Raw genomic sequence first — 24,518 nt, 5'->3', positions numbered from 1 at the left:
GCCCGGTCGTCCTCTACCGCCTCGGCGTGCACCTGATCTGCTACGACCGGCCCGGTTACGGCGACTCGGACCGGCACGAGGGCCGCCGGGTGGCCGACACGGCGGCCGACGTCGCGGCGATCGCCGACGCCTTCGGCATCGACCGGTTCGCCCTGGTGGGCCGCTCCGGCGGCGGCCCGCACGCGCTGGCCTGCGCCGCGCTGCTGCCCGACCGGGTGACCCGGGCGGCGGTCCTGGTCGGGCTCGCCCCGGCCGGCGCCCCCGACCTGGACTGGTACGCGGGCATGGCCGACGAGAACGTCGACGAGCACAGTCTCGCCGACGCGGACGCCGCCGAGCTGCGCGACCTGCTCACCGTACGGGCCAAGGACGTCCAGCGGGACCCGATGACCCTGCTGGAGTTCCTCCGCCCGCAACTCACCGAGCCCGACATCCGAGTGGTCGACGACGTGGCGATCCGCCGTCTGCTCACCGACATGTACGCCGAGGCGCTGAGGCACGGCCCCGAGGGCTGGATCGACGACGTACTCGCCGTCCACCGGTCGTGGGGCTTCGACCTCGGCACGATCCGGCTGCCCGTCCGGCTCTGGCACGGCGAGCAGGACCGCTTCTCGCCCGTGGCGCACTCGCGGTGGCTGGCCGCGCGGATCCCGAACGCCGAGGTCCAGGTGCAGCCGGGCGCCGCGCACTTCGGCGCGGTGGAGATCCTGCCGCAGACCCTCGCCTGGCTCAGCACCCCCGAGCTGGCCGCCGCCCCGCGGCTCTGAGCCCCGTCAGAACGCGTTCGGGTCGATGACCCGGGCCACCAGCCGACCACCCCGCAGCGTCTGCACGCTCGGGTGCTCCTGGCCGATCACGTCGGCCAGCCGATCGGCCGCGGCACCGGCGTCGGCCTCCGCGCCCGCCGCGCCGATGCGGCGGGTGACCACGGCCAGGTCGCCGAGGCAGCGCAGCGTGTCGGGGTGGTTCGCGCCGATGGTCAGCGCCAACCGGTCGGCGGTGTCCCGCAGCCGCTGCCGGGCCGACTCCCACTCACCGTCCTCGGCGAGGCAGACCGCGTGGTTCACCTCCGCCGCCAGGGTGTGCGGGTGCTCCGGGCCGAGCACCTTGCGCAGCTCGTCCGCGGCGTGGGCGGCGGTGGCCCGGGCCGCGGGCAGCTGGCCGAGGGCCCGTTCGGCCGCCGAGCGGTTGCTCAACGTGGCCAGCGTGTGCGGATGCGTCGGGCCGAGACCCAGCGCGTCCTCGTACGTCCGGCCGACCGCCACCATCTCGCTCAGCGCCCGGTTCGCCTCGCCGACCGCCAGCAGGTTCGCCGCCCGGCTCGACCGGCAGGCCACCGTGTCCGGGTTGTTCGGACCGAAGCGCTCCTCCAGCTTCCGGTAGGCGTCCTCGAAGATCGACATGGCGTCGGCGGGCCGGCCCACACTGCGCAGTGACACCGCCACGTCGACCTGGGCGGTGAGGGTCAGCGGGTCGTCGGCGCCCAGCACCTCGACGAAGCTGTCGAACACGCCGCGCAGCAACGCCACCGCGTTCTCGTACTCGCCGGCCTCCCGCAGGTCGCTGCCGAGCCGTAGGGCCGACTGCAGCGTGTACGGGTCGGTGGGGCCGAGCACGGCGCGCCGCCGCTGGTGCACGTCCTCGTCCCACTGCCGGGCCGAACGGTAGTCACCGACCAGCCGGTACGACACGGCGAGGTTGTTGGCCGCGCTCAACGTCCGGGGATGCTCCTCGCCGAGCAGGTCGACCCAGGCGGCGTAGGTGGCGCGGTCCCGCTCCAGCGCCTCGCCGTACCGGCCGAGGGCACGTAGGTCGGCGGCGAGGCTACCGGCCGTCATCAGGGTGTGCGGGTGGTTCAGGCCGAGCCGGCGCTGCTGGTCGTCGAGGACCTGCTTGTCGAGTTCCCACGCCTCGGCGAACCGGCCCATCGTGCGCAGGATGTTCGCCCGGTTGAACCGCAGGTGCAGCAGGTGCTGGTCCGGCTCGACCTCGCCCCCCGCCCCGGTGAGCTGGGCCGACCAGATCTCGTCGACCTGCCGGGTGAATTCCTCGGCCTGCGTCAGGCCGCCGCGCTGCCACAGGTACCGGGCCCGGTCGATGAGCAGCTGACGCACCGACTCCTCGCGGCAGCTCAACGCGTCGGAGACCTCCAGGTGCGGCCAGAGCATCCGCAGCCGGGGCCAGGTCGCGGGGTCGTCGACGTTGTCGCGGGGCCGGGACGCAGCCAGCACCAGGTGGACCTGGTGCCGGGCCTCGGTGATCTCCTCGGCGTCCATCCGGTCCCGGACCACCGCCTGCAACAGCCGGTGCACCTGGATCCGACCGCCCTGCACGTCCAGCTTGAGCAGCGCCAGCCGGTTGATCTGCTGGACCAGGGCGCCCCGCACCAGCCGCTCCGACACCGACGGGTCGTACGGCACCAGCGCCGCCGCCATCTCGTCGCTGTAGATGAGCTCCAGCGCGATCTCCGGCGCCAGCACCGAACAGAGCTGCAGGAGCCGGTACGCGGCCGGCGCCTGGGCCCGCAGCCGGTTGAGGGAGAGGTCCCAGGTGGCCTCCACCGACAGGGCGCTCGGCCCGTGCCGTTCGATCAGCCGCAGGTAGTCGGGGACCGGCGTGCCGGTGTCGGCCAGCCAGGCGCCCGCCGCCGCGACGGCGATCGGCAGGTCGCCCAGCGCGTCGGCGACCCGGTCGGCCTCCTCGCGGCTGATCGCCGGCACCCGCTGGGCGAGGTGCGCGACGCTCTCGGACCTGTCGAAGACGTCCACCTGGACCGGGGTCGCCCGCTCCCCCCATGCCCGGTTGCGCGAGGTCAGCAGCACGTGCCCGGGCCCCTGCGGGAGGAACTGCTCGACGTGTTCGATCTCCTCGGCGTTGTCGAAGACGACAAGCCACCGCTCGTACGGCTCGCCCCGGCCGAGGGTCTGCAGCACCGCCTGCACGGTCTCCGGCAGGGACGGGCTCGCGGGCAGGCCGAGGCGGGCGCCGAGGTCGGCCAGGGCGGTGTCGACGAACTGGGGCGGATCCGCCACGACCCACCAGACCACGTCGTACGCCGACCGGAACCGGTGCACGTACTCCAGCGCGACCTGCGTCTTACCGACACCGCCCATGCCCTGCAGGGCGACCGGGAGCACGACCGCGCTGCCCCCGCTCTGCAGCTGCCGGCGCAGCTCGGCGAGGTCGTCCTCGCGGCCGGTGAACCGGGCGTTCCGGTTCGGGGCGTTGAAGATCAGCGGCTCGGCGCCGGGGAAGCGGGTGGCGCCGGCCGGGGCGCCCTGCGCGGCCGGCGGGACCGGCCGGCCCACCAGCCGTAGCACCCGCTCGACAGCCGTCTCCGCGGACACGTTGACCAGGTGGGCGGAGACCTGCGCCGGGAACTCCGCCAGCGGGCGCAGGTCCGCCACGTAGACGGCGAGCGCCGTCGAGCCGGTGCTCGACTCCCGCGGCGGCAGCCCCCCGGTCGGGGTCGCCAGGTAGGCCGGCGAGATCACGGTGAGGGTGCGCGGGGCCGGGGTGGCCGCCGAACCGACCGCCGCGGCCGGCGCGACCACCTGCATCCCGGCCGCGCTGAGCACCCGCTCCAGCCACTCCGCCCAGACGGTGTCCTCGGGGGCGTACCGGAGCACGATCTGGTCGTCGACCGCTTCGGCGCGGCGGCGGAACCGGGCCTTGCCCCGTTCGCGGACCGACTCGTCCATCACCGGCAGCGCGGCCACCTCGCTGTCGGTGAGGATCCCGGTCAGCGTCTCGAACGCGGAGAGCAGCGAGGTCGGCGAGCCGGGCGGGTCACCGAAGGTGGCGAGGGTCTCCTCGTAGGCGTAGAACGGCCGGTACGGCACCTCCACGGCGGCCCAGTAGCGCCGGCGCTCCGCCTCGGTCATGCCGGTGGGCAGCCCGGCGAAGCGGCGCATCGCCAGCGAACGCCCGGCCTCCGCCTTCTCCTTCTCCGCCTGGTCGACCCGCATGGGCACCGGCAGGATGCGGATGTCGCGGCGGCGGAACCGGTCCCGCACCGAGTGGGCCACCCGGGCCGCGCCCTCGATGCCCTGGTCGCTGAGGGTGAAGCAGTCGACAAGCGTGTCCGGCAGGTGCAGGGTGCAGATGTCGGCGACGTCGCTGAGGCCCGTCCGGCTGTCGATGAGCGTGTAGTCGTACTCCCGCTTCATGTCCGCGCGCAGCGCCTCGAAGAACTGGGCGCCGCCGAGGCGGTTGTAGAAGTTGTCCCAGTCCAGGCCGCTCACCGAGACGGCGTAGTCGCTGTTCTGCCGGCCGGCGGAGAGGAAGTCCAGGCTGCCGCCGTCGGGGAAGTTCCAGCGCAGCGAGAAGGCGTGCCGGCGGACCCGGGCGAACTGCTCGACCCAGCGGTCCGGCCGGTCCGCCGTCCGGGTGGTCTCCCACTCGTAGTCGCGGATCATGTCGATGACCCCGCTGGTGCTCTGGATCGCCTCGGCGTCCAGGAACGGGTGGAAGAAGCGGTGCAGGCCAGGGGATTCCAGGTCCCAGTCGGCGACCAGCACCCGCCGGCCGTTGGCGGCCAGGATCCAGGCGACGTTCGCCAGCGCCATCGTCCGGCCCGTACCACCCTTGAACGAGTAGAACGTGACGACCTGACCTTCACGATCGTTGCTCATCTGTTCTCTCCGTGAGGACGCGGCGACGCCGGATCGTCGTGGGTGGGCGGCGGGTCGAACGACGCGCCGGGGCGCGCGCGCGGCTCCCGCCCGTGCCGGAGGCTGGGGGGCGGTTCGGCTTCGGGGAACTCCGTCACCGGACCGTGTTTCAGGTACTGACGGCGGGCCTCGGTCACCAGGGCCGGCATGAGATCCACGAACTCCTGGACGCTGCGGGCCCGCTTGACCTGCCGTACGCCCGCATTGTGCAGCACGTCGGCGACCTCCTCGGCGTGCCGCGTGGCGTCCTGCGGGTCGTCGCCGTCGGTGACCACGATCGGCACCACCCACGGGCGCAGGTCGCCCATCGCCTCGAAGGTCCCGGCCGCGTCGGGCGCCGCCGCCACCCACGGGTCGATCAGCAGGACGGTGGGGCGGCGCTCCAGCAGGTCGCCCGCGCCGTCGAAATCCGCGGTACGCGCCGAGAGCCCCAGCCGCTCGGCGGTGCTCGCCACGTACTCGGCCGCGGGGAGCTTCTGCCGGCCGCCGAAGGGCCGCCACTGCCGGGCGGTGCCCGCGTACCCGCTCCTCGTCCGGCCGGACGGCAGCCGGCCTCGGGTGGGGGCCAGCACGGCTACCACGAGGTCCGGGTCGGCCGGCGCGGGTCGGGTCACCTCGTCGAGGCCCGGCGCCCGGGACGGCCCGAGGGGGTGCCCCTCCGCGGTCGCCACGATCCGGCGGGCCAGCCGGTCGAGCAGCCGCTCGTACTCCTCCCGGTAGGCGGCGAGCATGCAGAGCGCGCGCAGCCCGTTCTCGGCGTACTCGGGGAGGTCCCGGCCCAGCTCCAACGCGTCGTCGAGTTCGGTGCGGCTCTCCCAGCTCGGAAACGGGATCCAGAGGACCGGCAGGACGTGGCCGCTGGTGTCCGGCGCGTTGGCGCTGGCCAACCGACCACGGAAGGACTCCTGCTCGCCGAGGGCCCAGGGGCGCCGGAAGTACCCCGGGGAGTAGAGCGGCACGAAGACCTCCACGCCGCTCAGCGCCTCGGCCAGCGCGGCCTTCCAGTCCGCGTTCGGCGGGATCTGCTGGTCGAAGAAGCCGATCCGCATCCCGGCCGCCGGCCTGGCGTGGCGGGCCACCTCCGCCGACAGGTCGGCGAAGAACTGCCCCACCCAGACGTCGGCGTCGGCGCGCGCCCCCTGCTGTGGGGCGGAGTGGGCGTAGCTGAGGAAGAAGTACGTGCCGCGCGCCACCGGCCGCGCCGCCCGAGGTGTGGTGCCGGGGCGGCTCACCCCGACTCCTCGGCGAAGAGGTTGCGCAGCTCGCCCACGCCCGACGGCACCAGGGGTTCGACCCGGTACGCCCGATGGATCGCGACGATGCGCTGGGCGAGCCGCCACACCACCGCCCGGTACGCGTTCTCCATCTGCAAGGTCAGCAACCCGTAGACCCCCTCCCGCTGGTACTGGGCCACGATCTCCGTCGGCATCGGGGTGGGCGAGAACCGTTGGATCTCGCGGACCGCCTTGGGTAGGCGCGCACCCTCCGTCGGTGACCAGGTGACGGGGACGATCGCCGTCTCGTGCGCAGAGACGTCGTCGCGTCGCCGCTCGATACGCCGGCGTGAGAAGGCGTGCCACTCCATCCCGCACCAGTCGCTGCCGAGCAGCGCGCTGGAGAGCAGGGGCACGAAGACCTGGCAGGTCCCGGCGGCGCGCAGCAACTCCGGCGTCCACCGTTCCCCACCGGTCATGACGGTGTCCATGAAGCCCGGGTCGACCCCGGTCTCCGGACCGACGAGCTCGCTCACGTGCACCGACAGGTCCTCGTAGAACCGGAGAAGGTACTCCGAGGGGCCCGCGACGGCCCGCCGGGCGGGCGAGCGGGAATGGCTCAGGAAGAACAGCGGGGCCCGCATGCCGGCGGGCATGTCCACTGTGCTCACCCGTGTGCCTCCGCCCCTCCCCGCGCGGCCGAACCATCAGCCTAGTCCCCACGTCAACGCCCCCGATGCGGTCGATGGGCGGCGAACCAGCCGACCACGAAGTCCACTGTGTCGCGTACCGGCATCAATCTGGCCTCGGCCCGGCCGACCCGGCCCCGGCGGACGAAGGAGGCCTGGTCCAGGGCCTGCCCGGCCATGGGGAAGTCGCTGTCGTCCAGGTCGAGCCCGTCGAAGTCCAGGCGTACCCGCTGCCCGGAGATCAGCCGGTAGCAGCGGTAGGGCCGGTGCGGCGGGGGCACCGGCAGCCGGTACTCCGCCAGGTGCAGCGCGGTGCACGCCTGGTAGCCCACACCGAGCAGCAGGATCCAGCCGCCTGCGGCGTACAACCGGCCCAACGGGGACCGCTCCCCCAGGTGGCAGTCCAGGTCGTGACCGTCGGTCAGCTCCCGGGCCCGGGGCCCCAACGCGGCGAACGAGGTCTGCGGATGGTCGCTGCGGACCGCGCCGGGGGTCAGTCGGACGTGTTCGGCGAACGCCCCCGTGCCCTCCGACGGCGTGCCGTCCCGGTCCCAGCCGGGCATCGTCGCGTGGTAGGCGGTGAGCTGCCGCTCGTCCAGCCCCCGGGTCGCGGCGCGGTAGGCCCGTGAGCTCGTCGAGTTGCCGGCGTTCTCGGTGGGCACGAGCACCGTGCCCGCCGGGCCGAGGACCTCTCGCAGCGCCGCCGCCAGCGTGGCCGGGCCACCCTCCGGGCGTCCCAGCCGGCGCAGCGAGGAGTGCACCAGGACGTCCCGGCCGGCGGATAGGCCGAGCGCCCGCAGGTCGGCCACGAGGCGCGCCCCGTCGACCTCGCCCCGCACCGCCTCGATCGTGGGGTCAGCCCGGGTCGGCACGGAGGCCCTCCAGGGCGTGCCGCATCCGCCGGACGAACCGCTCACCGAGATCGGTGAGCTCCCCGGAGCCGAGCAGGGCGTCGACGGCCTCGCGGGTCCAGTCCCGGTAGCGCACCGCGTGCCCGCGGGCGGGCCGCGGATCGGGCCGGTCGGCCGCGGCCCGGGCATGCCACACCTCGGCCACCGCCAGGTGCGCGTACGCACCCTGGAGCACCCCCTCGACCGGGCGCGGATCGGGACGCCAGGCCACCGGGATGCGCACCGTCGACGCCGGGTCGACGAGGTCGTAGAGATCCAGCAGGGCACCGAGCTTGCCGTGCTGCCACTCGTGCACCAGGAGAACGGCCATCGTCGCCGCGTCGGGCAGCTCGGTCAGGGCGACCGCACCGAAGGCCTCCCGGGCGGTGGCGCTGCGCAGCGGCGCCCCCGGGTCCGGCGCCAGCGGCACCACGGCCCGCAGCCCGGCGTCGAGCGCCGCGCCGTGCGCCGGCACGTCCCGGTGGACTACCTGCCAGGCCCGGGCGAGCCTACGCCCGAGGGCGGCCGCAGCCGGCTCGTCCAGCGTCGGCGCCACCGGCTGGCCGTAGCAGTCCCGTTCGGGGTCGACGTCCTCGATGGCGAGCGCCACCCCGGCGACGGGCACGCGACGGACCGGCTGCCAGCCGAGCGTCGATCCGGCCGCCGCGTCGAGCGGGACGACCCGCTCGACCGACCCGGCGCGGACGTGCAGTCGCCCCGCGACGGTACGGACCGTGGCGGTCCGCGCGCCGGCGACGGTCAACCGGCCCAGGGTGGGCAGCACGAGCGCGTCGCCGCGCACCGGCACCTCCAGCTCCGCGTCGGCCTCGGCCCGAACGCCGGCCACCACGGCGAGCGCGGGCAGCAGGTCGTCGTCGGGCGTGCCGGGCCGGGCGAGCCGGCGAACCAGCCAGGGGCGGACGAACGGGTGCGTGAGCACGGCGTCGACCGCCTCCCCGGCGGTGGCGTCGAGCTCGGTGAGCAGTTCCCACGCGGCGCTGCCGCCGGTGGTGTCCCGCCAGGTCGCGAGCAACGCCCGGGTGATGGAGAGCTGGGTCTGCGCGAGCACCCCCAGCGCCCAGGGGTCGCCGTGGCCGCCGGCGAGCCCGGTCAGCAGCCGATCGGTGGCGGACTCCACGTGCCGGTCCCCGGCGCTCCCGGCCGGACGAGGTGCGGGTGCTGCCGGCCGGCCCGGCGGGCGGTCGCCGGCGTGGCCCGGCGGCGCGCCGGGACTCGACCGCCGGGCGACGGGGCGGTCCGGCAGCGGGCGGCTGTCGACGGTGGCGATCAGGGCCAGCAGGTCCGGGCAGTAGACGGAGGGGTTGTCGAAGCCGGTGCCGGTACGCCAGCGGTGCGGGTACAGCCCACCGCCGCAGCGGCTCACCACCGGGCAGGCGCGGCACTCGGCGCAGAGCCCGGCGAGCCCCACCTGGCGGATGGCCACACCGGGGTGGCGCGCGGCTTCGTCGACCGGATGGGCGAAGACGTCCAGGCCGGTGCCGGGCGCCCCGTGGAAGGCGACCTTCAACGAGTCGACCTGTTCCCAGCTGCCGTCGGTCTCCACCACCAGCAGGTCGGCCGGGGCGAGCCCGACGGCCTCCGTGCCACCGCCGGCCCGCCCGGGTGTCAGGGCGTCGAAGAGCCGGATCGGCACCGGCCGGCCGTCGTCGACCCAGCGCTGGTGGATCCGGCCCAGCCAGTCGGCGTACGGGGTGGCGACGCCCGGCGGGCGCCAGGGTGGCCGGTCCCAGGTGGCGTGCGGCAGCAGCAGGTCGACCCGGGGCGGCTCCTCGGCCAGCAGCGCGGAGTAGACCTCGTCCGGGTCGTTGCGCACGTCGACGGTGCAGAGGATGCCCGCGTAGCTGCTGCGGAACTCGGGGCGGCGGAGCAGGGCCAGCGCCCGCCGCACCTGGGAGTGGCTGCTGCCGCCGTGGGCGAAGAGCCGGTGCCGGTCGTTGGCGGCACGGTCACCGTCGAGCGACACCCCGACCTTCACGTCGTAGGCCACCAGCAGGCGGCACAGCTCCTCGTCGAGCAGCACGCCGTTGGTCTGCATGCGCAGGTCGAGCACGGTGCCCGGGGCCAGCGTGGCGCGCAGCTCGGCGAGCACCTCGCGCAGGCCGGCCGGGCCGAGCAGCAGCGGCTCGCCGCCGTGCAGCACCACGTGCACGACGGGGAGGGCGTGCGCCCGGGCGTGCTCGGCGATCCGGGTGGCGGCGGCCCGGACGGTCGACGCGGCCATCCGCGCCGGCCTGTTCCGCCAGGTCTGGTCCGCCTCCTGGTAGACGTAGCAGTGGTCGCAGCTCAGGTCACACCGGCTGTGCACCTTGAGGACGTACTGGCTGATCGGCCGGCAGGGCGCGGCCGGATCGGCGGCGCCGCACCGACACGCCATCCCTCAGATGGACGAGTTGAATGCGGCGACGGGCACCGTGCCGGGCTGGGCGGACCGGCCCGCCAGGAAGCGCCGACGGACGAGCGCGAGCGTGTCGGGGTGCTCGGTGGCGACCTGACCCAGCGGAGTGCGCAGGCTACGCGTCAGGACTTCGAGGGACGGTGGGCTGTGACGAGGGGGTGTCTGGTCCACAATGAGTCTCCGGGGGGCCCGAGGCGTGACGGCGCGAGCGGCAGCATGGCTCGAAGGGCTCTGATCCGTGACCAGAATAGACAAGTCTCGACCGCTTGTCACCGTCGGTGCGGCACCGGACACCGTTGGTGGAAACCCGGTCGGCGAGGAGGAGCAGCGCATGTGCCGGAGCATCAAGACCCTGCGGGAGCCGTACGTCCCGGAGGTGACGCCGGCGGACATCGACGCCGCCGCACTGCAGTACGTCCGGAAGATCTCGGGTTTCCGCGCACCGGCCCCGCACAACGCGGAGGCCTTCGACGCCGCGGTGGCGGCCGTCGCCGCCGCCACCGCCACCCTGCTCGACCAGCTCGTGGTGCGGGGCGGACGGTCGGGCGCGGCCACCGCCGCGGCCGGATCCTGAGCACCCCGGCCGGGCCCACGCCCGCCCGACCGCCCTCCCCGCCCGGCCGCGCCGGGCGGGGATCCGCCGATCAGGCCGCGGCGAGCGCCGGGGCGACCGTGTCGGGGGCCCACCGCGAGCGGTGGCACTGCGACCAGCCGCGGCAGCCCGGGTCGGCCTCGGTGCAGAGCCGCTGATTGGTGAGCATCTCGCCGTCGTCGGTCTCCCGGACGTCGAAGTGCACCGGCCGGATCGTGCCGTCCGGGGCGACGAGCAGGTGCCGGCCGGCGTCGAGCGTGTCGTCGCGCAGCAGACAGTTGCGCTCCAGCAGCCGGGCCAGCGCGGCGATGCTCGCGTGCTCGGGGAGCCGGTCGGGCACCCCGTAGCAGTCCACGATCGTCGCGAACTCGCCGGGCGCCTGCCAGACGTCGCAGATGACCGCGTACGTGGGCAGTCGAGCCGGGTCGGCGATCGCCAGGGGCATCACCACCCGACCGAGCGCCTCGGCCAACGCCGGGTAGACCTCCACGGGTCGTACCTGGTCGATTCTCCAGTTCCACAGCTCGGTCATGCCGCCTCCTCGCTGCGTTCGTCCCACCGGCCTCCGGATCGGGCCTTACTGACGATGGTGCGGTGCATTTGACCCCAGCCGGGGGCAAGTTACCGGTCTGTGACCATTCCGGGCAAAATTTCCCGGCACCGCATCGCTGCGAGTAGCGGGAAGATGACAGTTTATCGGGTATGGTGCGGCTTCCCGCGCCGCCGCACCGGGCCGCCGGACGCCGGAAATCCCGCCCCGGACCGGTCCCGGACCGCCTCAGCGGATGACGACCAGGTGCTCGCCACGCGGCAGCAGTTCGCCGACCACCGCCGCGCCGGGCAGCTCCCCCGCCACCAGCAGCCCGCCGGAGGTCTGGGCGTCGGCCAGCAGCAGCCGCTCCTCCTCCCCCGCCGCACCGAAGCCGGTCCACGGGGTGACCCAGTCCAGGTTGCGCCGGCTTCCGCCGCTGACGTACCCGTCCCGCACCGCCTCGCGCGCGCCCGCCAGGTACGGCACCCGGGCCGCGTCGATCGCCACCGTGAGGCCGCTGGCCCGGGCCAGCTTCGAGGCGTGCCCGAGCAGACCGAAGCCGGTCACGTCGGTGCCGCACCGGATCCCCGCGGCGACGGCGGCCCGGGCGGCGTCCCGGTTCAGCGCGCTCATCGAGGCCACCGCCTCGGCGAACACCTCACCCGTGGCCTTGTGCCGGGTGTTCAGCACCCCGACGCCGAGCGGCTTGGTCAGCGACAGCGGCTGCCCCGGCCGGCCCGCCTCCAGCGTGATCAGCTCCTCCGGCCGGACCACCCCGGTGACCGCCAGCCCGTACTTCGGGCCGTCGTCGTCGACGCTGTGCCCGCCGGCGAGATGGCAACCCGCCTCCCGGGCCACGTCCTGCCCGCCGCGCAGCACCTCCCGGGCCAGCTCCATCGGCAGTACGTCCCGGGGCCAGCAGAGCAGGTTCAGCGCGACCAGCGGGGTGCCGCCCATCGCGTACACATCGGAGAGCGCGTTGGCCGCGGCGATGCGCCCCCAGTCGTAGGCGTCGTCGACGACCGGGGTGAAGAAGTCGGCGGTGGCGACGAGGCCGGTCCGCTCGTCCAGGCGGACCACGGCGGCGTCGTCGCCGTGGTCCAGGCCGACCAGCAGGTCGGCGGTGCCGGTCGCGGGGGCGAGGCCCGCCACCATCGCCTCGAGCTCACCGGGTGGGATCTTGCACGCGCAGCCGCCGCCTCGGGCGTATCGGGTCAGCCGTACCGGTTCGGTCATACCCACATGATCGCCGCGCCGGAGGGTCACCCGCTACCGGCGCAGGACAAGTCGCCTGGTCGAAACCGGACACTCGACGCCGGCCGTCGTGGGTGTTACCGCTCCGTGACCAACCGAGTTGCATTCCGCCACAACTCGCCGCCTACAGTTGCCCAACCAGGGGTCAACCGGCCCCGAGTGGGAGACGACAGGGACGGTGGACGACGTGACGACGGGCGAACCGCTCATCGTGCTGGACTCGGTCAACAAGTGGTTCGGGCCGCTGCACGTGCTCGACGACGTCTCGCTCTCGGTCGGCCGCGGCGAGGTGGTCGTGGTGATCGGCCCGTCCGGCTCCGGCAAGTCGACGTTGTGCCGGACCATCAACCGGCTGGAACCGATCAACTCCGGCACCATCACCTTCGACGGGCAGCCCCTGCCGGCCGAGGGCAAGGCCCTCGCCAAGCTGCGCAGCGAGGTCGGCATGGTCTTCCAGTCGTTCAACCTCTTCGCGCACAAGACCATCCTCGAGAACGTGACCCTCGGCCCGGTCAAGGTCCGCAAGGAGAAGCCGGCGGTGGCCCGGGAGCGCGCCATGGCGCTGCTCGACCGGGTCGGCATCGCCAACCAGGCCGACAAGTTCCCGGCCCAGCTCTCCGGCGGCCAGCAGCAGCGGGCGGCGATCGCCCGCGCGCTGGCCATGCAGCCCAAGGCGATGCTCTTCGACGAGCCCACCAGCGCACTCGACCCGGAGATGGTCGGCGAGGTGCTGGACGTCATGACGTCGCTGGCGAGCGACGGCATGACGATGGTCGTGGTCACCCACGAGATGGGCTTCGCGCGGCACGCGGCCAACCGGGTCATCTTCATGGCCGACGGCCAGCTGGTCGAGGATGCTCCGCCGGCCGAGTTCTTCGCCAACCCGCGCAGCGAGCGGGCCAAGGACTTCCTCTCCAAGATCCTCACGCACTAGGCGTCCACCCAGGAGCGCGCCATCCCTCGGCGGGCTTCGTCGAAGAAGGAGAAGAGTATGCGTATGAAGCGCGTGGCGGCGGTCGCGGCGGCCGCGACCCTCGCCCTCGGGCTGGCGGCCTGCGGCGACAACGGGTCCGGTGAGGGCACCGGCAGCGGCGGCGAGAGCAAGTCGTTCGCGGCCGGCAGCACGATGGAGCGGCTCAACAAGGCTCAGGCCATCAAGATCGGCACCAAGTTCGACCAGCCCGGCTTCGGCCAGAAGGGCCTGTCGGGCAAGCCGGAGGGCTTCGACGTCGAGGTCGCGAAGATCATCGTCAAGGAGCTCGGCATCCCCGAGGACAAGATCGAGTGGGTCGAGGCCCCCTCGAAGGTCCGCGAGGACGTGATCGTCAACGGCACCGTCGACCTGGTCGCGGCGACCTACACCATCAACGACAAGCGCAAGGAGCGCATCGCGTTCGCCGGGCCGTACTACGAGGCCGGCCAGAACATCATGGTGAAGAAGGACGACACCGCCATCACCGGGCCGGACTCCTTCGCGGACGGCACCAAGAAGGTCTGCTCGGTCACCGGCTCCACGCCGGCCGAGGAGATCAAGAAGCACGTCAAGGACGTCGCCACCCAGCTGGTGCTCTTCGACACCTACGACAAGTGCCGGGACGCCCTCAAGGGCGGCCAGGTGGACGCGGTGACCACCGACAACGTGATCCTGCTCGGCTACATCGCCAAGGACGAGGCGTCGTTCAAGCTGGCCGGTGCCAACTTCACCAAGGAGCCGTACGGCATCGGCGTGAAGAAGGACGACACCGACTTCCGCAACTTCATCAACGACACGTTGGAGAAGGCGTACAGCGACGGCAGCTGGAAGAAGGCCTGGGACGACACCGCCGGCAAGTTCGGTGCCGAGCTGGGCAACCCGCCGGCCGTCAACCGTTACTGATCTGACCCGTTGATCCGGAGGGTGGGGAGGAAGTCCGACCCGTGAGTGTGCTCATCGACAAGTTCGACGTCTTCGCGGGGGGCTTCTGGCTCACCCTCCAGATCTGCGTACTCGCCGCGATCGGCGCCCTGATCCTGGGCGCCATCGTGGCGGTGCTCCGCATCTCGCCCGTACCGCCGTTGCGCGCCGTCGGCACCGCGTACGTCAACATCTTCCGGAACATGCCGCTCACCGTGGTCATGTTCTTCGCCGCCTTCGGCCTGCCGGCGCTGGGGTCCAACGCGGACTTCCTGCGGATCCCCGGGCTCGACGCGATCTTCAACCGGCTCGGCACCGACCTGCCCTACTTCCGCTTCGCGCTGATCGCCCTGGTGCTCTACACCGCGGCGTTCGTCTGCGAGGCGCTGCGCTCGGGCGTCAACGCCGTACCGCCCGGACAGGCCGAGGCTGCCCGGTCGCTGGGACTCACCTTCGGCCAGAACCTGCGCTACGTGGTGCTGCCGCAGTCCTGGAAGGCCTCGATCGTGCCACTCGGTTCGGTGATCATCGCGATGATCAAGAACTCAGCGCTGGTCGGCTTCTTCGGCGTGGTCGGTGACCTGTCCCAGACCGCCGACCAGCTCACCTCGGCCGAGGGCTACGCGTTCGTGCCGGTCGCCATCGGCATCTCGATCGGCTACCTGATCATGACCGTTCCCCTCGGCGCTCTCCTCGACCGGATCGAGAAGCGACAGGCGGTGGCCCGATGAGCCAGCAGAGCGTCCTCTACGACGTCCCCGGTCCACGGCAGCGCCGGATCACCCTGATCAGCAGCCTGGTCGCCACCGTGCTGCTGCTGGTCGGCGCGTACTTCCTGATCTACCAGCCGCTGGACGACAAGGGACAGTTCTCGCTGGACCTCTGGGGCCCGCTGGTCGACCCCTCCGACGAGAACTTCTCGCTTGTCTGGGAACGGATCGGCACCGGCTTCAAGAACACTCTGATGGCCGCCGCGCTGGCCATCCTCTCGTCGCTGGTGGTCGGCACCCTGCTGGCGATGCTGCGGATCCAGCTCAAGAGCCTCGCCCAGCGCCGCTTCACCGGGCTCGCCACCCCCGTGTCGTACCTGCTGCGCGGGCTGACCTGGTTGCTCTCCGCGGTCACCCGGATCTGCGTCGAGGTGTTCCGCGGCCTGCCCGTGGTGATCACGATCTTCTTCGTCGCCCGCGGCTTCCCCGAGTTCGGCGTCACGTTCGACACGCTCTGGTACCTGGTCATCGGCCTGACCATCTACAACTCGGTGGTCATCGCGGAGATCCTCCGCTCCGGCATGGAGGGCCTGCCGGGCGGGCAGTCCGAGGCGGCCGCCGCGATCGGGCTCGCCCCGTGGCAGACCACCCGGATGATCCTGCTGCCGCAGGCGTTCCGGATCATGCTGCCGGCGCTGATCAGTCAGCTGGTCGTGGTACTCAAGGACACCTCGCTCGGCTTCATCATCAGCTACGAGGAGACCCTCAGCATCGGCAAGCAGATCATCGGTGCGCTGGACAACCCCATCCAGGTGTACGTGGTGATCGCGGTGCTGTTCATCGTCGTCAACTACACGCTGTCGAAGCTGGCCCAGTACGTCCAGCGCCGGCTCTCGCGGGGCCGGAAGACGGCGGGCACCCCGGCCCAGAACCCTCCTCCGGCGGCGCTCATGTCGCAGGCCGAGGGTGGCGGCATGGGCGGCGGCGTCTGAGCCCTGCCGCAACGACCAGGAAGGGCCGCCCCGACGATTCGGTGCGGCCCTTCGGCTATCTGCCCCTGATCCCCGTGTCGCGTCGCGGAACGGCGTCGACAAGGCAGACTCTCGATCGATGAACAACGCTGTCCGGGTCGTCGTCGGGACGGTCGTGGCGCCCTCCGCGGCCGTCGCCGTCTATCTGCACGGACTGTGGGCGGGGCACTTCCTCGACCTCCGTGCCACCAGCGTGTACTGCCCCGCCAAGCCGTTGGACTCCACCGCGACCAGCGCCGACTGGCTGCCACTGCGGCACCTCTGCCGCTACGCGGACGGCACCACCACGGATCTGGTTCCCGCGTACGTCAACCCGTTCCTGTTCCTCTGTCTGGCCGTCGCGGTGAGTTTCACGGCACTCGCCCTGCGGTCCGCCCGCCGCCTACGCGGCGGGCGCTCCGGCGCGAGACCGGTCAGCGGGCGATCTCGGTGACCCGGGACTCGCGGACCACCGTCACCCGGATCTGACCGGGGTACGTCAACTCCTCCTCGATCTGCTTGGCCACGTCCCGGGCCAGCACGGCGGCGCCGATGTCGTCCACGTGTTCCGGCTTGACCATCACCCGGATCTCCCGGCCGGCCTGCATCGCGAAGACCTTCTCCACCCCACCCTTGCCGCCGGCGATCTCCTCGATCCGCTCCAGCCGCTTGACGTACGCCTCCAGGCTCTCCCGCCGCGCGCCCGGCCGGCCGCCCGAGCAGGCGTCGGAGGCCTGGGTGAGCACCGCCTCGATGGTCTGCGGCTGCACCTCGTTGTGGTGCGCCTCGATCGCGTGCACCACCTCTTCGCTCTCGCCGTACTTGCGGGCCAGGTCGGCGCCGATGATGGCGTGACTCCCCTCCACCTCGTGGGTGAGCGCCTTGCCGATGTCGTGCAGGAACGCGGACCGCTTGATGAGCGGCACGTCCAGGCGCAACTCGGCGGCCATCACGCCGGCGATGTGGGCGGTCTCGACGAGGTGCTTGAGCACGTTCTGCCCGTACGAAGTCCGGTAGCGCAGCCGGCCGAGCAGGGTGATCAGCTCCGGGTGGATCTCGGTGATGCCCACCTCGACGAGCGCGTCCTCGGCGGCCCGCCGGCAGAGCTGCTCGACCTCCTGCCGGGCCAGGTCGTAGACCTCCTCGATCCGGTGCGGGTGGATCCGCCCGTCCAGCACCAGCTTCTCCAGGGTGAGCCGCCCGACCTCGCGGCGGACCGGGTCGAAGCAGGAGAGCAGCACCGCCTCCGGGGTGTCGTCGATGATGAGGTTGACGCCGGTCACCGACTCGAAGGCGCGGATGTTGCGCCCCTCCCGGCCGATGATCCGGCCCTTCATCTCGTCCCCGGGCAGGTGCAGGACGCTGACCACGCTCTCCGCGGTCTGCTCGCTGGCCACCCGCTGGATCGCGTCCACCACGATGTGGCGGGCCCGTTGCTCGGCGGTGCCGCGCGCCTCGGCCTCGATGTCGCGGACCAGCAGTGCCGCCTCCCGCTTGGCCTGGCCCTCGATCGCCTCGATCAGCTCCGTCCGGGCGGCTTCGGCGGTGAGCCCGGCGACCCGCTCCAGCTCGCGGCGGCGATGCAACTCCGCCTCGGCCAGGCCGGCCTCCCGCTGGTCGAGCGCGGCCTCCCGGGCGGCCAGCGCGGCGCTCGCGGCGCTCAGTTGCCGTTCCCGCTCGGCGAGCCGCTCGACCTCCTCGGTGTGCAGGCGCTCCCGTTCGTCCATCCGGGCCGCCCGCCGGTCCACCTCGGCTGCCTGCTCGCGGGTGGTCGCGGCGAGCACCGCGACCTCGCGCTCTCCACCGCGGCGAGCTGCCGTGCGCAGCTGCTCCGCGTCCGCCTCGGCCTGCTTGTGCGCCCGTTCCAGGACGGTGTCGGCCTCGGCGCGGGCGTCGTCGAGCACCCGGCGGGCCTCCGCCCGGGCCGCCTTCGCCTCGGCCTTCGCGGCGGCCGCTTCGGCGCGCGCCGCCGCCGCCGCGGACTTCGCCACGTCGATGGTGCTGTTCGCCTCGTCGGCCGCGCTGCGCAGCGCGGCCAGGGACTGCTCCTGGCGGTCCTTCTCGGCGATGAAGGCCGGGTCCGCCGGCCGGGCGCCGCCCAGCTGGCGCAGGGTCCGCAGGCCCATCGTCAACGCGCCGACGACCACCAGGGTCAGGATCAGGACCACGACCAGGAGCACCGTGTCGAAGGCGCTCATGCGGGGACCCCGTGCGGACCACCGGTCAACCTGTGCCGTCCCGCCATGGCCGCCTCCCCTGAACGTCGGCGCCGCAGCGACCGTGCCGGGGCACGCTCCTGCGGCTTCGGACGCCCGACCGGAGCGACTGGCCGTGGGTAGCTTCCTCCACCGGCGGTGCTCGCGGGCATCGCCGGTGGCCTGGTGCAGTTGTCGCTTCAGCTCCGGACCGGCCTGTCCGGAGCTGCCGCCAAAGGCCGGACGAGCCGACCAAAGTGTTGCTCTTCCGTTACGCGATCTATGTTGTGCGCTTAGCCTGCGCTGGTCGGGCAATGTGAGCCTGTATGGCGAGGCTAGGTCGCCAGGGGTGGTCTGGTCAAGAACTCATGATCAAACCCCCCGAACGGAGAGAAGTTGGCCGGTCACCCAGCGCTGACCAGCCGCCGGGCAAGAGCGGACAAACACCACCGGCTGCCGGCCATGCCAGGCGGTCACCGTTGTTCGCCCCGGCGCCCGACACCGCGTCCCGCCCTCCTGCGGGTGCGATCCCTCGCCTGATCGACCCGAGCACCAGAGCAGCCGGGGCATCTTCACGCGCCGGACACCGCGACGTCACCGAGGACGAGCCCGGTCACCGCGCCGGTCGGGCCGGCACCGCCGGCAGGCGCCGGGCGAGGCCGGTCAGCCAGTCGCCCGGCCGTCGCGCTCGATCTCGCCCTCCGCCTCGGCGAGGGCGTCCGCGTCGATCTGCTCGGCGAACTCGGCCGCCTCGTCACTCTGGGCGGCGAGCGCGTCCTTCACCGCCCGGATCGCCACTCCCGGCGGATAGCCCTTCCGGGCCAGCATCCCCACCAGCCGGCGGAAGACCGCGTCCGGCTCGCCCCGGGCGGTGCGCAGCTTCCGCTCGACCAACGCCCGCGCGGTCTCCGCCTCGGCCTCCTCGCTGAGCTCGCCGAGCGCCTCGCTCGCGACGTCGCCGTCGACCCCGCGCTGACGCAGCTCGTTCGCGAGCGCCCGGCGAGCCAGACCCCGCCCGGCGTGCCGGCTGCTCACCCAGGCCCGGGCGAACGCGGCGTCGTCGATGATGCCGACCTCGTCGTAGCGGTCGAGGACCTGGGCGGCCACCTCCTCGGAGATGCCGCGCTTCGTCAGCGCCCCGGCCAGCTCGGCACGGGTACGCGGTCGCACGGCGAGCTGCCGCAGGCAGATCTCCCGGGCCACCTCGGCCTCGTCCCGCGGCGGAGCCGCGGCCTCCGCCGGGTCGGTCTCCTCAGCCCTCCCCCGGCGTCCACGGCGAGGGCGAGGCGTGGTGGCGTCGCCCGAGCGGGGTGCGCTGGCGTCCCAGCCACGCCCCGCGCGGGCTCGTCGTCCTGCCACGGTTCAGGTCAGAAGTCGACAGGCGGAAGCTCCGGGCCACCCGCCGCGTCGGTCCCGGCGACTCCGACGCCGAGCTTCTCCAGGATCTTCTTCTCGATCTCGGCGGCCACGTCCGGGTTCTCCCGCAGGAACTCGCGGGCCTTCTCCTTGCCCTGGCCGAGCTGGTCGCCGTCGTACGTGTACCAGGCGCCGGACTTGCGGATGATCCCCTGCTCCACGCCGACGTCGATCAGCGAGCCCTCGCGGGAGATGCCCTTGCCGTACATGATGTCGAACTCGGCCTGCTTGAACGGCGCGGCGACCTTGTTCTTCACGACCTTGACCCGGGTGCGGTTACCGACCACGTCGGTGCCGTCCTTGAGGCTCTCGATGCGCCGGACGTCGAGCCGGACCGAGGCGTAGAACTTCAGCGCCCGACCACCGGTGGTGGTCTCCGGGCTGCCGAACATCACGCCGATCTTCTCGCGGAGCTGGTTGATGAAGATCGCCGTCGTGCCGGTGTTGTTGAGCACACCGGTGATCTTCCGCAGCGCCTGGCTCATGAGCCGGGCCTGGAGGCCGACGTGGCTGTCGCCCATCTCGCCCTCGATCTCGGCGCGCGGCACCAGGGCGGCCACCGAGTCGATCACGATGATGTCGAGCGCGCCCGAGCGGACCAGCATGTCGGCGATCTCGAGAGCCTGCTCACCGGTGTCGGGCTGGGACACGAGCAGCGCGTCGGTGTCGACCCCGAGGGCCTTCGCGTACTCCGGGTCGAGCGCGTGCTCCGCGTCGATGAAGCCGGCGATGCCGCCGGCCCGCTGCGCGTTGGCCACCGCGTGCAGGGCGACAGTGGTCTTACCGCTGGACTCCGGGCCGTAGATCTCGATGACCCGGCCGCGCGGCAGCCCGCCCACACCGAGCGCCACGTCGAGCGCGATGGAGCCGGTCGGGATCACGGCGGTCTGGATGACCGGCCGCTCCCCCAGACGCATCACCGAGCCCTTGCCGAACTGCTTGTCGATCTGAGCGAGAGCAAGGTCGAGTGCCTTCTCCCGGTCAGGCGCTGCCACCATCGTTGCCACCCCTGCCTTCGCCGGCGTCTTTGCTGAGCTTCGCGTCACGCGGACACGCTAGGCGCTGGGTCCGACAGAAAACCAGCCGACGGGCCGCGAGCTGTGGACGAGCACCCCGCTGTGGACAATAGCCGAACAGGTGTACGACTCGGCAAGCGACACGCGGATCGGCGGAAATCGCTGCTCAGCGTAGTCGCGCCGGCACCCGGTCGGGGTAGGCCGCGCAGACCGCCCGCCATACCACGTGCGTCTCCTCACCCGCGGCGAGGGCCTGCTCGATGGTCCGTCCACCGAGTTGGGCGAGCACCTGGTCGCTGGCGATGCTGGCCGCGTAGCCGGGACCGAAGGCCTCCTCCAGCCGCGCCCAGAAGTCGGTCAGCCGCACGTGATCAGTCCTCCTCGTCCGGTGCCCCCGCCGGCACCGGCCGCAACGCTAGCGCCACCAGGGGCACGGTGGCGACCGCGGCGAGCAGGGTCAGGACCGGATAACCGGCGGCCCGCATGACAAACCCGCTCACCGCCGCGGCCACGGCGCCGGCCAACCCCATCGTCAGGTCGGAGAAGCCCTGCACGCTCGGCCGGACGGCCGCCGGCACCGACTCCGAGAGCAGCGTGGAGCCCGCCACCATGGTGCCGGACCAACCCAGCCCCAGCAGGACCAGACCGACCGAGAGCCGGGGCGTGTGGTGCCCGGCGGTGCCGGCGACCGCGCACGCGGCGAGCAGCAGCACGACGCCGACGAGGATCACCGCCCGCCGGCCGAGCCGGTCGGTGAGCCAACCCACCACCGGAGAGAGGGCGTACATGCCGGCGATGTGCAGGCTCAGCACGATGCCGACCACCCGCAGCACGTCCGCGTCGCCGTGCGACTCACCGAGGCGGACCGGGGTCATCGACATCACCGCCACCATCACCGTGTGGCCCACCGCCACCGCGGCGATGCCGAGCCGGGCGGCGGGCCGGCCGCGTACCACCCGCCAGGCCACGCGCATCCCGGCACCGCGCCGGGCGGTCCCGGCCGGCGCGGAGGTGGCCTCGGCCGGCGGGGTTACCTCGGGAGCGACGCCGGCGGCCACCGGCGCGGCGGGCGCGGCCAGCCGGCGCGCGGTCAGCAGCGGATCGGGGCGCAGCAACGCCAGGAGCACGCCGGCGGCGAGCACGAACGCGACGGCGCTGAACGCGAACGGGCCGGCCAGCGGAGGCAGACCCCAGCCGGTGGTGGCGTGGTCGGCCAGGTCGGCGAAGTTCGGGGCGGCCACCGCGCCGATCGTGGTGGCCCAGACGATCAGGGAGAGCTGGCGGCCCCGCCGAGCCGGCTCGGCGAGGTCCACGGCCGTGTAGCGGGCCTGGAGGTTGGCGGCGGTGCCGCCGCCGAAGAAGAGCATGCCGAGGAAGAGCAGCGGTACGAAGTGGGTGACCGTGGCGAGCACGACCAGCACCGCCCCGACGGCACCGGCCAGGTACGCGACCGCGAGCCCGGGCCGGCGGCCGCGCCCGTTCATGATCCGGGTGACCGGAACCGCCAGCAGGGCGCCACCCACCACGGAGGCGCTCTGCGCCACACCGGCCAGCGCGGTGCCGGCGACCCGCGCTGCGAGCAGCGCCCCCACCGAGATGCCGATGGTGACACCGATCCCGCCGACGATCTGGGTGCCGAAGAGCAGCCGCAGGGTACGCCGCTGGATCGGCGCCACGTCCGGTCGGACGGGCGTCGGCGCGGTCAGTTCGGTGGCCATGCAGGCTCCTCACGGTAAGGGGTGCCGAGGGCCTTCATCCTTGCGCACCCACCTGCCACCAGACCCTGTTGATCATGATTTTGTTGCGCGTCCACCGGCATGTCGGGACGACAACTTCATGATCAACGCGCTGGCCACAGCGGGGCCGAGCGGCAGGAGGTCGTCGGACGGGTTCCGTCGCGGTCAGCCGAGGGCGCGGGCGGCGACGGTGAGGTCGGCGACCAGCCCCTCGTACGCCTTGTCCTGGTCGTCCGCGCGCAGCACCGCCGACGGGTGGATGGTGGCGAGCAGCTGGGCCGGCGGGGTGTCGGCCCGCTTCCCGGCGCTGTCCACCGGCACGCCCTGGAAGTCCTCGGGGTGCTGCGCGGAGCCCGGCCAGGGCAGCAGCTCGCCGCGCTGCCGGGTGACCCGGAACGCCGGGCCGAGCAGCGCCTTGGCCGCGGTGGCGCCGAGCACCACGACGACCGCCGGGCGCAGGCGGGCGAACTCCGCGACCAGCCAGGGCCGGCAGGCGGTGATGTGCACCCGGTCCGGGGTCTGGTGGATGCGCCGCTTCCCGCGCAGCTCGAAGCGGAAGTGCTTCACGGCGTTGGTCAGGTAGATCGAGCCGGGGTCGAGGCCGGCGTCGTCCACCGCGCGCCGCAACAGCCTGCCGGCCGGACCGACGAAGGGAAGACCCTTCTGGTCCTCCATGTCGCCGGGCTGCTCACCCACGAACACCACCCGGGCGCTCTCGTCGCCCCGGCCGAAGACGGTCTGCGACGCGTCCCGGTAGAGCTCGCAACCGCGGCAGCCGGCGGCGGCCGTGCGCAGTTCGTCGAGGGTGTCCGCCTCCGGTGGGATGAACTTCTGGGCGCCGGGGGCGTCAGCGGTCTGCTCGGCCATGCGGACTGTTATATACCCGTTCGGGGATCGATGCCGGAACCGGCGGGGCGGGCCCGGGCTCGGCACCGGCTCGCGATCCGGCTCAGTACCCACCGCCGGCGCCGTCGGAGACCACCACGATGATCACGATGACGACCGCGATCACCGCCACCGCGATCCCGGCCCAGATGCCCTTCCTCGCGCCCGACGACGCCATCGACGCCCACCTCCCGCGCCGGGCTTACCCGCCCGTTCGCGGCTGACTCCCGGCGGACCGGTCGACCAGGGCGTGGCCCGGTCCCCGCGCCGGCCCGCAAGCGGCGGCGGTCGACGTGGCCCGGTCAGGCGGCGAAGCCGCCCGGATGCGGCGGTCGGAGGGCGCGGGCCAGCGCGTCGGCGAGCGGGGCGATGTCGGTGTCGGCGAGCGGACTGACCGTGATCCGCAGGCCGGGCTCGGCGGCGATCCGGTAGAGCGCGCCGGGGGCGACCGACCAGCCGGCGTCGCGCAGCGCGGTCACCGCACTGGTCTCGTCCGGGACGGGCAACCAGACGTTGATGCCGCTGCGCCCCCGTGCGGGCAGGCCCCGCTCGGCGAGCGCGGCGAGCAGTGCCCCGCGCCGCCGCTCGTAGCTCTCCGCCGCACGGCCGACCTGCCCGGCGACGGCCGGGTCGCGCCAGAGCGCGAGCAGCAGCCGTTGCAGCACGGTGGAGACCCAGCCGGCGCCGACCCGGGTCCGGCCGGCCACCCGGGCGACGGTGGTCTCGTCGCCCACCAGCACCGCGATCCGCAGGTCCGGGCCGAAGGGCTTGCTGGCCGAGCGGAGGAAGGCCCAGCTCGCCGTCGCCCCGGCCAGCGGGTGCAGCGGTACGCGGGCCAGTTCGGCGGCGTGGTCGTCCTCGATCAGCAGCAGCTCCGGCCAGCCGGTGAGGAGGTCCCGTAGCGCGGTGGCGCGGGCAGCGGAGATCGCGGCGCCGGTCGGGTTCTGCGCGCGGCTGGTCAGGATCAGCGCGCGGGCCCCGGCGGTGAGCGCGGCCGACACCCCGGCCACCAGCGGCCCCTCGTCGTCGACCGGTACGCCGATCGGGCGCAGCCCCAGCGCGGCGATCAGGTCGAGCAGGTTGGCCCAGCCCGGATCCTCGACCGCGACCGCGTCACCGGGGCGCAGGTGGGCGCCGAGGAGCCGCTCGATGCCGTCGAGCGCACCGCCGGTGAGGGTCAGTTCGCCGGCCGGTACGCCGTCGGCCGCGAGCCGGGCCCGGGCCGCCTCGGCCAGCTCGGGGAGGACGCCACCGCCCGAGTAGCTGACCGGGGGGCCGGCGTCGACGGCGAGGGACGCCAGGTACGGACCGAGTGACGGCAGCAGGCTCGGGTCGGGCTCCCCGGCGGAGAGGTCACGCAGGCCGGGCGCCGGGGGCGGGCGCAGCGCCGAGCGGC

The 24,518-nt window shown here is 73.2% G+C and carries 21 protein-coding genes; 7 read left to right on the top strand and 14 right to left on the bottom strand.

Annotation, left to right across the window (positions count from 1 at the left end; genetic code table 11):
• Nucleotides 1-767 (top strand): alpha/beta fold hydrolase (locus E1211_RS17130; protein ID WP_132349999.1); only part of this gene is annotated, 767 nt, incomplete at its 5' end.
• 6 nt (nucleotides 768-773) lie between these two features.
• Here the strand turns inward: E1211_RS17130 and fxsT are convergent.
• Genes fxsT through E1211_RS17105 form a run of 5 tightly spaced genes read right to left on the bottom strand, consistent with a single transcriptional unit; the run spans nucleotide 774 to nucleotide 9,861 of the window.
• Nucleotides 774-4,634, bottom strand: a complete 3,861-nt coding sequence (gene fxsT, locus E1211_RS17125; RefSeq protein WP_132349998.1) for an FxSxx-COOH system tetratricopeptide repeat protein — start codon at nucleotides 4,632-4,634, stop codon at nucleotides 774-776.
• A complete protein-coding gene (locus tag E1211_RS17120; RefSeq protein ID WP_132349997.1) occupies nucleotides 4,631-5,905 on the bottom strand; it encodes a TIR-like protein FxsC in 1,275 nt (424 codons plus the stop codon). Before E1211_RS17120 ends, fxsT begins: the two co-directional genes overlap by 4 nt.
• Nucleotides 5,902-6,558, bottom strand: a complete 657-nt coding sequence (locus E1211_RS17115) for a TIR-like protein FxsC (protein ID WP_132349996.1) — start codon at nucleotides 6,556-6,558, stop codon at nucleotides 5,902-5,904. The genes E1211_RS17120 and E1211_RS17115 overlap by 4 nt, the downstream gene beginning before the upstream one ends.
• A gap of 53 nt (nucleotides 6,559-6,611) precedes the next feature.
• The gene (locus E1211_RS17110) at nucleotides 6,612-7,448 is read right to left on the bottom strand and encodes an aminoglycoside N(3)-acetyltransferase (protein WP_243709561.1); all 837 of its coding nucleotides are present in this window, start codon (nucleotides 7,446-7,448) and stop codon (nucleotides 6,612-6,614) included.
• The gene (locus E1211_RS17105) at nucleotides 7,432-9,861 is read right to left on the bottom strand and encodes an FxsB family cyclophane-forming radical SAM/SPASM peptide maturase (RefSeq protein WP_132349995.1); all 2,430 of its coding nucleotides are present in this window, start codon (nucleotides 9,859-9,861) and stop codon (nucleotides 7,432-7,434) included. Before E1211_RS17105 ends, E1211_RS17110 begins: the two co-directional genes overlap by 17 nt.
• Nucleotides 9,862-10,213: 352 nt before the next feature.
• On the opposite strand from E1211_RS17105, the gene E1211_RS17100 reads away from it, so the two are divergent.
• Nucleotides 10,214-10,456, top strand: a complete 243-nt coding sequence (locus tag E1211_RS17100; RefSeq protein ID WP_132349994.1) for a DUF2277 domain-containing protein — start codon at nucleotides 10,214-10,216, stop codon at nucleotides 10,454-10,456.
• A gap of 70 nt (nucleotides 10,457-10,526) precedes the next feature.
• On the opposite strand, the gene E1211_RS17095 is transcribed toward E1211_RS17100, so the two are convergent.
• Together E1211_RS17095 and selD are read right to left on the bottom strand one after the other, a co-directional pair.
• On the bottom strand, nucleotides 10,527-11,006 hold the full coding sequence (locus E1211_RS17095; RefSeq protein ID WP_132349993.1) for a hypothetical protein: 480 nt from the start codon (nucleotides 11,004-11,006) through the stop codon (nucleotides 10,527-10,529).
• A gap of 246 nt (nucleotides 11,007-11,252) precedes the next feature.
• The gene (gene selD / locus E1211_RS17090) at nucleotides 11,253-12,242 is read right to left on the bottom strand and encodes a selenide, water dikinase SelD (RefSeq protein ID WP_132349992.1); all 990 of its coding nucleotides are present in this window, start codon (nucleotides 12,240-12,242) and stop codon (nucleotides 11,253-11,255) included.
• Nucleotides 12,243-12,438: 196 nt separating this feature from the next.
• Here selD and E1211_RS17085 point away from each other — a divergent pair, with 196 nt between their 5' ends.
• From E1211_RS17085 to E1211_RS17065, 5 genes are all read left to right on the top strand, one after another.
• Nucleotides 12,439-13,194: an amino acid ABC transporter ATP-binding protein gene (locus tag E1211_RS17085; RefSeq protein WP_132349991.1), complete on the top strand. Its 756-nt coding sequence runs from the start codon at nucleotides 12,439-12,441 to the stop codon at nucleotides 13,192-13,194.
• Nucleotides 13,195-13,251: 57 nt separating this feature from the next.
• Nucleotides 13,252-14,136, top strand: coding sequence for a glutamate ABC transporter substrate-binding protein (locus E1211_RS17080; RefSeq protein ID WP_132349990.1), 885 nt, complete (start codon nucleotides 13,252-13,254; stop codon nucleotides 14,134-14,136).
• Nucleotides 14,137-14,177: 41 nt separating this feature from the next.
• Entirely contained in the window at nucleotides 14,178-14,885 is a 708-nt protein-coding gene (locus tag E1211_RS17075) for an amino acid ABC transporter permease (protein ID WP_132349989.1), read from the top strand.
• The gene (locus tag E1211_RS17070; protein WP_132349988.1) at nucleotides 14,882-15,856 is read left to right on the top strand and encodes an amino acid ABC transporter permease; all 975 of its coding nucleotides are present in this window, start codon (nucleotides 14,882-14,884) and stop codon (nucleotides 15,854-15,856) included. The genes E1211_RS17075 and E1211_RS17070 overlap by 4 nt, the downstream gene beginning before the upstream one ends.
• A 118-nt stretch (nucleotides 15,857-15,974) precedes the next feature.
• Nucleotides 15,975-16,328 (top strand): hypothetical protein, encoded by a 354-nt coding sequence (locus tag E1211_RS17065; protein ID WP_132349987.1) that lies wholly within the window; start codon nucleotides 15,975-15,977, stop codon nucleotides 16,326-16,328.
• On the opposite strand, the gene rny is transcribed toward E1211_RS17065, so the two are convergent.
• The 7 genes from rny to E1211_RS17030 all read right to left on the bottom strand — a co-directional run.
• A complete protein-coding gene (gene rny, locus E1211_RS17060; protein ID WP_132349986.1) occupies nucleotides 16,309-18,072 on the bottom strand; it encodes a ribonuclease Y in 1,764 nt (587 codons plus the stop codon). The genes E1211_RS17065 and rny overlap by 20 nt on opposite strands.
• Before the next feature lie 660 nt (nucleotides 18,073-18,732).
• Nucleotides 18,733-19,428 (bottom strand): regulatory protein RecX, encoded by a 696-nt coding sequence (locus tag E1211_RS17055; protein ID WP_132349985.1) that lies wholly within the window; start codon nucleotides 19,426-19,428, stop codon nucleotides 18,733-18,735.
• A gap of 8 nt (nucleotides 19,429-19,436) precedes the next feature.
• Nucleotides 19,437-20,483, bottom strand: a complete 1,047-nt coding sequence (gene recA, locus E1211_RS17050) for a recombinase RecA (RefSeq protein ID WP_132349984.1) — start codon at nucleotides 20,481-20,483, stop codon at nucleotides 19,437-19,439.
• A gap of 184 nt (nucleotides 20,484-20,667) precedes the next feature.
• Nucleotides 20,668-20,868, bottom strand: coding sequence for a DUF3046 domain-containing protein (locus tag E1211_RS17045; protein ID WP_132349983.1), 201 nt, complete (start codon nucleotides 20,866-20,868; stop codon nucleotides 20,668-20,670).
• A 4-nt stretch (nucleotides 20,869-20,872) separates the two neighbouring features.
• Nucleotides 20,873-22,219: an MFS transporter gene (locus E1211_RS17040; RefSeq protein ID WP_132349982.1), complete on the bottom strand. Its 1,347-nt coding sequence runs from the start codon at nucleotides 22,217-22,219 to the stop codon at nucleotides 20,873-20,875.
• A gap of 183 nt (nucleotides 22,220-22,402) precedes the next feature.
• Nucleotides 22,403-23,104 (bottom strand): UdgX family uracil-DNA binding protein, encoded by a 702-nt coding sequence (locus E1211_RS17035; protein WP_132349981.1) that lies wholly within the window; start codon nucleotides 23,102-23,104, stop codon nucleotides 22,403-22,405.
• Between the two features lie 320 nt (nucleotides 23,105-23,424).
• Nucleotides 23,425-24,518: aminotransferase class I/II-fold pyridoxal phosphate-dependent enzyme (locus E1211_RS17030; protein WP_132349980.1), on the bottom strand; the 1,094-nt coding region annotated here is incomplete at its 5' end.

Source organism: Micromonospora sp. 15K316, assembly GCF_004348525.1.
Lineage (GTDB): Bacteria > Actinomycetota > Actinomycetes > Mycobacteriales > Micromonosporaceae > Micromonospora.
Note: the sequence above shows the minus strand (reverse complement) of the source record. Positions and strands in the feature narration are given on the sequence as shown.